This is a genomic window from Sulfitobacter sp. PR48 (assembly GCF_028807335.1).
Lineage (GTDB): Bacteria > Pseudomonadota > Alphaproteobacteria > Rhodobacterales > Rhodobacteraceae > Sulfitobacter.
Genome location: NZ_JARAMM010000010.1, coordinates 193,583 through 201,150 on the forward strand (window position 1 = coordinate 193,583; position 7,568 = coordinate 201,150).

Below are 7,568 nucleotides of genomic sequence, written 5' to 3' on the forward strand. Positions count from 1 at the left end.
GCTTTCAAACCGGCATCTCCAGCAGGACGGAGGCCAGGCATTTGCCATGGGCGTCAAGCGCGAGCGAGCGTGTGACACCGCCGGTCAGGGCGCCCCGGATCACGAAGTTGAGGGCCTGCAGCTGTGGCAGGTCGTAACGGGTGACATCCCCCGCATCGAAAGTCCCGAAATGCGCCGCAACCCGTTCCGGCGTCACGGCATCCCGGATCAGGGGCCAATGCGCCGCGTCATAGGCAATGACCGATATGTTGGAGATGTCGCCCTTGTCGCCGGTCCGGGCGTGGGCGATGTCATGCAGTCTCATGCTGTACCTCTTGCATATCAAAGGTCACGGCAACACGGTCTGCAGGCATCAGGGTCGAGGCGATGGCAAGCACCTCGCGTATGCCCTTGGTGACACCACCTCCGCCCGCCGGACCGGCAAGGTAGAGCCCTTCCACTTCCTCCCCGACGGCGCGGGCGGTCTGTGCATCAGGGCAGCGTGCGGCATAGCGCATGCGTACTTCGGCGGGGCAGGCGCTGGCAGAAGTTGTTGGGAGGACTGAGTTCACGCCGATCAGTTCGCCACGCTGTTCCAGCAGTGCGCCGGAGATATGCGCCAACCGGTCCCGCACCAGGTCGATGGCAAGTTGTCCCCGTGCCAGGCAATTTGCCCCGGCATAGCTGATCTGGCCTTCGCCGAGCCAGCCATCGCGGAATCCGACGGAAACTTTCAGCAACCCGGTGGCGGGGGTGCCGGATGCACCGGTCACGGCGACACGGTCCGTGCCGATCTCCCTGAACTGCACGCCTGAGAAATCCGCAACTACATCGGGTTGCAGATAACGCGCGGGATCGTGGATTTCGTAAAGCATCTGTTCGATGCAGGTCGCCCGGCTGACGCAGCCTCCGCTGCCGTCCAGCTTGGTGATGACGGCATTGCCGTCACGGTCCACTTCGGCCAGCGGATGCCCGATATTTGCCAGATCAGGCACGTCTTTCACACCGGGGTCGGCAAAATAGCCGCCGGTGAATCTGTGCCGCGCATTCCAGCAGATGCCCGACAAGGATGCCACGGCCCAGGCGGGTCCAGTCGTCGCGGGCCCAGCCGAATTCGTGGACCAGGGGGGCCAGAAACAGAGAAGGGTCCGAGGCGCGCCCGCAAATGACCACATCGGCGCCCGCGTTCAACGCGGCGACAAGGCCGTCGATCCCGATATAGGCATTGGCCGAGACCAGCCGGTCGCCAAGTGCTGACGCGGTTGTGCCGGTTTCATCCAGAACGAAATCCCCGATCCGGTCCACCACGTCGTCGCCTGTCACGGCTGCGACCTTGAGCCCGGTCAACCCAAGCTCCCGCGCGACGGCCCGGGTTTTTTCGGCGGCAGCGCGCGGGTTTGCAGCCCCCATGTTCGTGACAATCCGCGTACCGCCCCGCACACAGGCGGGCAGCACCGCCTGCATGCGCCGCTCAAGCAAGGGATCGTAGCCCTGTGACGGATCGAGGCTGCGGGCCTGTTGGGCAAGGGCGATGGTACGTTCCCCCAGACATTCGAACACCAGGTAATCCAGCTGTCCCCGTTCGGCCAGCGCGATGGCAGGTGCGATGCGGTCACCCTGAAAACCGGCACCCGCCCCGATCCGCAAGACACTCATGCCAGCGCCCTCCGTTGGACGCGGCCCGTGAAATGTGCCGCGACAAGGATCGCAAGCGCCAGGAATGGGGTCACCGGCTGCGGATAGATCGCCAGTGCGATGACCACGGCGTAGATCGCGACATCGACCGGCTTGCGGCCGTAGAGCCTGGCCCCTGACAGCAGGGCCGGGACCGCAAGCACCAATACCAGCCCGGCAGCCACGGCTTCGAGGATGTCCAGCGCGCTGCCACCCAGCAGCATCCCGGGATAAAGCAGCAGCAGGAAGGGCACGATATAGGTGACGGCGCCCAGCCTGACGGCCTCTCCCGCTGCGGGCAGCCAGTTGGTCCCGGCGATCCCCGCGCCGACAAAGACCGCGACACAAACGGGCGGTGTAATGACGGATATGGTCGCGAAATAGAACACAAATAGATGCGCCGCCAGCGGGTCCACCCCCACCGCCGTCATCGCCGGTGCCAGCACTGCGGCGACCAGGACGTAAGCGGCGGTCGTGGGCAACCCCATGCCCATGATCAGGCAGACCGCGCCCACGATCAGCGCGACCAGCACCATGGAATCTCCGGCCGTGCTGACAATCAGTGACGACAGGGTGACCCCGATCCCGGTCAGGTTGATCATCGACACCAGTACCTGCGCACCGGCCAGCAAGACGCCGATGATGACAAGACCCTTGCCTGCGTCCTCCAGCCCGTTCAACAGTTTGCCCGCCATCTCGCGCAGGCTGAGCCGCCCGGTTTCCGTCCCGAAAAAGGCGATCAGCAATCCGATGATGCCGTAAAACGCGGAGGTCGAGATCGAACGCCCCATCCAGATGCCGATGCCAAGCCCGCCAAGCGCACAGAGGATCGGCAGCACGCGGCGCGGGGCAAGGATGCTCCCCCATGCAGGCATTTCATCCTCCGGCACGATGGCCAGCCCGCGCCGCAGCGCCACGAAATGCACGGTCATGAAGACCGACAGATAGAACAGCACTGCGGGCAGGATCGCGGCGACGATGATGGTCAAATAGGGCACGCCGAGGATTTCGGCCATGACAAAGGCCGCGGCGCCCATGATTGGCGGTGCGATCTGTCCGCCGGTGGAGGCAACAGCCTCGACCGCTGCCGCGAAGGGGCGTGGATAGCCGAGGCGGATCATCATCGGAATGGTGAAGTTGCCGGTGGTCGCCACATTGGCCACGGCAGAGCCGGAGATCATCCCGAACAAGCCGCTGGCGATGGTCGCAATCTTGGCGGCACCGCCGGGCTGGCGACCGCCCAACCGCATGGCCAGATCCATGAACGCCTGCCCGCCGCCCGTGTGCAGCAGCAGCGCGCCAAAAAGGACGAAGGCCGCGATCACCGTCGCGGCGACACCCGTCAGCATGCCCCAGATGCCCAGATCACCCAGGAAAATCGTCTCTGTCACAAAGGCCGTATCGAACCCCCGATGGCGCAGCGGCCCCGGCAGGAGGTTCCCGAACAGGGCATAGCCCAGCCCTAGCAGCACCAGGATCGGAAAGATGATCCCGACGGTGCGCCGGCCCAGCTCCAGCACGGCCAGCACCAGACCGACGGTCAGCGCCTTGTCCAGGGCCGTGGCCCATGGAAGGGTCGTCATGATCGTGTCGTAGTTCACCACGACATAGGCACAGGCCGCCACCGATACCGCACAAAGCGCGAGATCGACGGCAAGCCCCGCCGGACGCCAGGATTTCCCGGCACCCAGCGGAAACAGTGCAAAGCCCAGACAGGTCACCAGCGCGAGGAACAGGGCCCTCTGGATCAGTCCCTCGAAAGGGCCGGTTGCCGCTGTGTAGAGGACGAAGAGACCGACAAAGATCGCCAGACCCCGCTGCACACGCTGGAGTGTCATGGATACGCCTTACTCTGCCGGTTTCAGCTTGGCGGGCAGGTCGATGCCCTGCTCTTTGAACCAGCGCGCGGCACCGGGATGCAGCGGGATCGTTCCGAACTGCAGTGTGATGTCGGCCAGGCTCTCGACCTTCAGGCTGGCCATCGCATTGGCCTGCGCTTCGGTATCCTCCATCACGGATTTGACGATCTGATAGGCGGTTTCCTCGTCCATCGAGGAAGGCGCTGCAACGCCGACGCCAAAGCTCCAGGTCGTATAGGCGGGCACGCCATCTGCCGCACCCTCGGGGATATCGACGACGGAGATATCGGGCATCTCGGCCCTGAGCTTGTCCGACTGTTCCGGCGTCAGGCCCAGAATGGCAATCTCGGTCGATGTGGCGATGTCCATCGTCGATCCGTCCAGTTTGTTGCCCGACCCGGATTTCACATATCCCGCAACCCGGTTGTCCTTGATCATGTCGACCACATCCGTTGTCGAACCGCGCACGTAATCCGCCGTCAGCCCCAGGGTGTTGAAAACAGCTTCGGTGGTGGATTCAGTTGCCGATCCCTTGATGCCCGGATTGAAGCGGACACCGGCAAGGCCGGACAGATCCGCAACACCAGCATCCGCCCGCATGACCACGTTCTGCGGCGCGCCGGTATAGACCCAGAGCAGCATCAGGTCCTGCTGCTTGCCTTCGAATTCATTGCTGCCTGCAACAGCGTGCTGGGCGACGTTTGTGGTGACCAGCCCAAGATCGACCTGCCCCCGCTCCATCCGCCGGATGTTGTCCATCGTGGCACCCGTCTCGACCACCGATGCACGCAGGCCTTCGGCGTTTTCATTGATCAGCTGGCCCACGGCAACAAAATAGCCATAGTGGCTGGACGAGGCCGAGGTCGATCCGATCAGCAGGTCGGTGTTTTGTGCGGACAATGGTCCGGCAAGCATGGTTGCACCCAAAAGGGCGTGAACGAAATGTTTCATGGTTTCCTCCCATTTTGCACCGCATGGCGCGCTGCTGAAAGGTGCCTCAAGTGGTCTATTGTGAAAAGTGAGATATTGTTGATAATTGATGCATGAAACGCAACACTCCCTCGCTCGCGGATTTCCAGGCGGCCCTTGTCGTCAGTGAAAGCGGGACGTTTCGCGCGGCCTCCGAAGTTCTGGGCATGTCGGCCTCGGCGCTGTCCCGGCAGATCGCCGCGCTGGAGGCCCGGCTGGGCGCGCGTCTGTTTGACCGCGACACACGCAATGTCACGCCCACCACCTCCGGGCTGGCCTTTGCCAAACTGGCAGAGCGGATGGTCAACACATCAACGGATGTGATGGCCGAATTCGATGCGCATCTGTCCGCCAGCAACGGGCGGCTGACCATCGCGGGGTTGCCATCGGTGACCGCGGGCCTCTTGCCGGATCTGCTCGCCAGTTTCTCCCGGGCGCATCCGGACATCGACCTGCGTATCATTGACGCGCTCTCCGGCAGCGTGGTGGAGGCGATAGAGACCGGGCGCGCGGACATCGGGTTCACGGCGGGCACCGTGTCGGCGCGGATGCGGCTGACGTTTCATCCCCTGATGGACGATACATTTGTGGCTGTCGGCGCACCGGGCGGGCCGCTGGAACAGGATCGCATCTATGACATGGCGGAATTGGTAGAAATGCCGCTGATCGCCATGGAACGCGGCACCAGCGTGCGCGAATTGTTCGACGGCGCCTGCCAGCGCATCGACAAGGTGGTGTCGCCACGGTTCGAAGTGGCCCACCTTGCCACTGCGGGGGCGCTGGTGGCGGTGAACCTCGGTATCATATTGCTGCCCACCCTGACGCTGCCGGTCCTGCCGATGGAGCGGCTGGTGCGGCGAGGGATTTCCGATTTCGGGGCCAGGCGGCGGATCGGACTTGTGCACCAGCCCGGAAGGTCGCTGTCACCCACAGCGTCAGCCTTCCTGGCCCATGTCCGGCGCAATATTCCGGCTGGTAAGTAATCGAACAAGCGGATGCCGGGGCCCTGCCGAAAGATAAATACAGTGACTGAACTAGTGTCTAAACACCCTTACAGAGCCTCGAAGCGGGCGCGTTCCGCGTCCATCGCGGCTTTCCAGTCGCCGCGCAGGTGGTCCATGCGGCGCGGAATCCTGGCTTCCAGCACCTCGGCGCTTTCGATCCGTTCGGTACGGAAGTAGCGAAAGGATTGCCGAAGTTCGCACCAGGCTGCGATGATCCGGCCTGCGTCCCGATACCCCAGAAGGATCGGCCAGATGATGCGGTCGGTCCTGATGCCGCTTTCATCCACATAGGTCAGCCTGATCTTTGATCGCTCGCGGATGGCCCGACGGATTGCAGAGGCCTCCAACCTCTCTGACGGCGAGATCACGGGGGCCACGCTGGTTGCTGGCTGATAGAACAGGGACTGCGTGGCAGGGGGCGCAACCGCTTCCAACCGGGCGAGCAGGGCCTCGGCGGCGCGGGCAAGTTCCGGCTCTCCGCGGGTTTTCACCCATTGTGCGCCCAGAACGGCGGCTTCGACCTCTTCCGCTTTCAGCATCAGTGGCGGCATGTGGAATCCGCTTTCAAGGATATAACCCACGCCTGCCTCACCCAGGATCGGAACGCGCTGCGCCATCAGGGCGGCAATGTCGCGGTAGACCGTGCGTTGTGAGACCTCCAGCTCGGCGGCGATGCGGCTTGCGGGGATCGGGCCACGGGCGCGGCGCAGGATTTCGATGATCTCGAACAATCGGTCGCCGCGTCGCATCTGGGTCTCCTTCGGACTGCCGGTATCATGGTGACATGATGCTGCCACCACGCTGTCAGCATGGTGCAGATATATCCGCGCCATATTCAAACAGGAAATGGAACGGATCATGGAAATCAAGGGAAGCTGCCTTTGTGGTGCAGTGGCATTTGTCATCGCGGGAACGCCAAAGAGCATGGGCAGCTGTCACTGCTCGCGCTGCCGCAAGCTGGGCACATCGACGGTGGTTTTTGTCGGGCGGGACCAGTTCAGGCTGGCGCAGGGCCGCGACATGATCGAGACCATCGCACCCCCACCTGGCAGCACCTATATGCGGTCCTTCTGCAAGGGTTGCGGCACGTCACTGGGCGAGCCCTTGTCACCGGACGAGGCTTTTCCGATCAACGCGCAATGTCTGGACAGTGATCCGGGTCTGCGGATCAGCTATCATGAATTCACCTCCGACGCGCCCGCCTGGGCACCGGCAGAGCAGATGGGCGCGGGATAGCGCCTCAGTCGAAGATCATGCTGCTGTGCTGTTCCAGGTAGATGCGCAGCCAGGGCGTGAAGAGGGTGGGCGTTGCCGCGATCTCTGCCGCCAGCGCGGCGGGGGTGATCCAGCGGGTCGCCATCACCTCGGCGGGGTTCGGGGCAAGGGGCAGATCGGCGGGGGCCTCGGCAAGGAAGACCTCGACCAGTTCATGTTCGATCAATCCGTTGCCCACCTCGGCGCGGTATTCGACCTGTCCACGATGGTCCAGGTCGAGCCCCGTGATGCCCAGTTCCTCATCCAGGCGGCGGTTGGCGCAGGCCAGCGCTGCCTCTCCCCATTCGGGATGTGTGCAACAGGTGTTCGCCCAGAGCCCCGGTGTATGATATTTGCCAAGCGCCCGCTGCTGGATCAGTATCTTTCCGGCCCGCATGACAAAGACCGAAACCGCCAGGTGGCGCAGCCCGCGCTGGTGCGCTGCCAGTTTTTCGACGGGCGTCAGCGTGCCGTCGATCCAGGCGGGGATCATGATATCGGTAGGCGTCATGCGGCCCTTCCTGCCACCAAACCTGTCGACTGCGCAAGGTCTTCGATCTAGACCCCGAGGCGCCCATCTATCCTGTCGATTCCGGATGCATTGGAGGGTGACATATGAACGCAGCAGATCATCTTCAGCCTCATGAAATGCCATGTTATTCATATGGTTGAGGGCAAGCCACTTTGACGTTCGGCCGATGCCCTGGCTTTGCAAGGTTGCATTCGCTGCCTTGGAAGATGCACTAGGTCGTGTTGACATTCATTGTCGCCCACCCGCGCGAGACGGATTTTGCCGCTGGCGCCCTGATGTGAGCGCAGCAATGTGATC

At 63.2% G+C, this 7,568-nt stretch carries 9 protein-coding genes; 2 read left to right on the forward strand and 7 right to left on the reverse strand.

Going from position 1 to position 7,568, the window contains the following annotated elements; translation table 11 throughout:
- Positions 1-4: 4 nt before the first annotated feature.
- The 5 genes from PVW51_RS15005 to PVW51_RS15025 are packed head-to-tail and all read right to left on the reverse strand — an operon-like array spanning position 5 to position 4,463.
- Entirely contained in the window at positions 5-304 is a 300-nt protein-coding gene (locus PVW51_RS15005; protein WP_274575849.1) for an AtuA-related protein, read from the reverse strand.
- Positions 291-974 carry an acyclic terpene utilization AtuA family protein gene (locus tag PVW51_RS15010; RefSeq protein WP_274575851.1) on the reverse strand — a complete coding sequence of 228 codons (684 nt, stop codon included), beginning with the start codon at positions 972-974 and terminating at the stop codon, positions 291-293. The genes PVW51_RS15005 and PVW51_RS15010 overlap by 14 nt, the downstream gene beginning before the upstream one ends.
- Positions 967-1,635 (reverse strand): acyclic terpene utilization AtuA family protein, encoded by a 669-nt coding sequence (locus PVW51_RS15015; RefSeq protein ID WP_274575852.1) that lies wholly within the window; start codon positions 1,633-1,635, stop codon positions 967-969. Before PVW51_RS15015 ends, PVW51_RS15010 begins: the two co-directional genes overlap by 8 nt.
- Entirely contained in the window at positions 1,632-3,491 is a 1,860-nt protein-coding gene (locus PVW51_RS15020) for a TRAP transporter permease (protein ID WP_274575854.1), read from the reverse strand. The genes PVW51_RS15015 and PVW51_RS15020 overlap by 4 nt, the downstream gene beginning before the upstream one ends.
- 9 nt (positions 3,492-3,500) lie before the next feature.
- Entirely contained in the window at positions 3,501-4,463 is a 963-nt protein-coding gene (locus tag PVW51_RS15025; RefSeq protein ID WP_274575855.1) for a TAXI family TRAP transporter solute-binding subunit, read from the reverse strand.
- A gap of 92 nt (positions 4,464-4,555) precedes the next feature.
- On the opposite strand from PVW51_RS15025, the gene PVW51_RS15030 reads away from it, so the two are divergent.
- Positions 4,556-5,464, forward strand: coding sequence for a LysR family transcriptional regulator (locus PVW51_RS15030; RefSeq protein ID WP_269360802.1), 909 nt, complete (start codon positions 4,556-4,558; stop codon positions 5,462-5,464).
- Positions 5,465-5,532: 68 nt separating this feature from the next.
- Here the strand turns inward: PVW51_RS15030 and PVW51_RS15035 are convergent, their stop codons facing one another.
- Entirely contained in the window at positions 5,533-6,234 is a 702-nt protein-coding gene (locus PVW51_RS15035) for a helix-turn-helix transcriptional regulator (RefSeq protein WP_274575856.1), read from the reverse strand.
- A gap of 109 nt (positions 6,235-6,343) precedes the next feature.
- On the opposite strand from PVW51_RS15035, the gene PVW51_RS15040 reads away from it, so the two are divergent.
- On the forward strand, positions 6,344-6,721 hold the full coding sequence (locus PVW51_RS15040) for a GFA family protein (protein ID WP_274575857.1): 378 nt from the start codon (positions 6,344-6,346) through the stop codon (positions 6,719-6,721).
- Positions 6,722-6,725: 4 nt separating this feature from the next.
- On the opposite strand, the gene idi is transcribed toward PVW51_RS15040, so the two are convergent.
- On the reverse strand, positions 6,726-7,250 hold the full coding sequence (gene idi / locus PVW51_RS15045) for an isopentenyl-diphosphate Delta-isomerase (protein WP_274575858.1): 525 nt from the start codon (positions 7,248-7,250) through the stop codon (positions 6,726-6,728).
- Positions 7,251-7,568 lie beyond the last annotated feature (318 nt).

What these genes read in the sequence shown, in the direction of transcription:
- PVW51_RS15020 (WP_274575854.1), bottom strand. Translation starts at nt 3,491, where the DNA reads ATGACACTCCAGCGTGTGCAGCGGGGTCTGGCGATCTTTGTCGGTCTC.
- PVW51_RS15030 (WP_269360802.1), top strand. Translation starts at nt 4,556, where the DNA reads ATGAAACGCAACACTCCCTCGCTCGCGGATTTCCAGGCGGCCCTTGTC.
- PVW51_RS15015 (WP_274575852.1), bottom strand. Translation starts at nt 1,635, where the DNA reads ATGAGTGTCTTGCGGATCGGGGCGGGTGCCGGTTTTCAGGGTGACCGC.
- PVW51_RS15035 (WP_274575856.1), bottom strand. Translation starts at nt 6,234, where the DNA reads ATGCGACGCGGCGACCGATTGTTCGAGATCATCGAAATCCTGCGCCGC.
- PVW51_RS15005 (WP_274575849.1), bottom strand. Translation starts at nt 304, where the DNA reads ATGAGACTGCATGACATCGCCCACGCCCGGACCGGCGACAAGGGCGAC.
- PVW51_RS15040 (WP_274575857.1), top strand. Translation starts at nt 6,344, where the DNA reads ATGGAAATCAAGGGAAGCTGCCTTTGTGGTGCAGTGGCATTTGTCATC.
- PVW51_RS15025 (WP_274575855.1), bottom strand. Translation starts at nt 4,463, where the DNA reads ATGAAACATTTCGTTCACGCCCTTTTGGGTGCAACCATGCTTGCCGGA.
- idi (WP_274575858.1), bottom strand. Translation starts at nt 7,250, where the DNA reads ATGACGCCTACCGATATCATGATCCCCGCCTGGATCGACGGCACGCTG.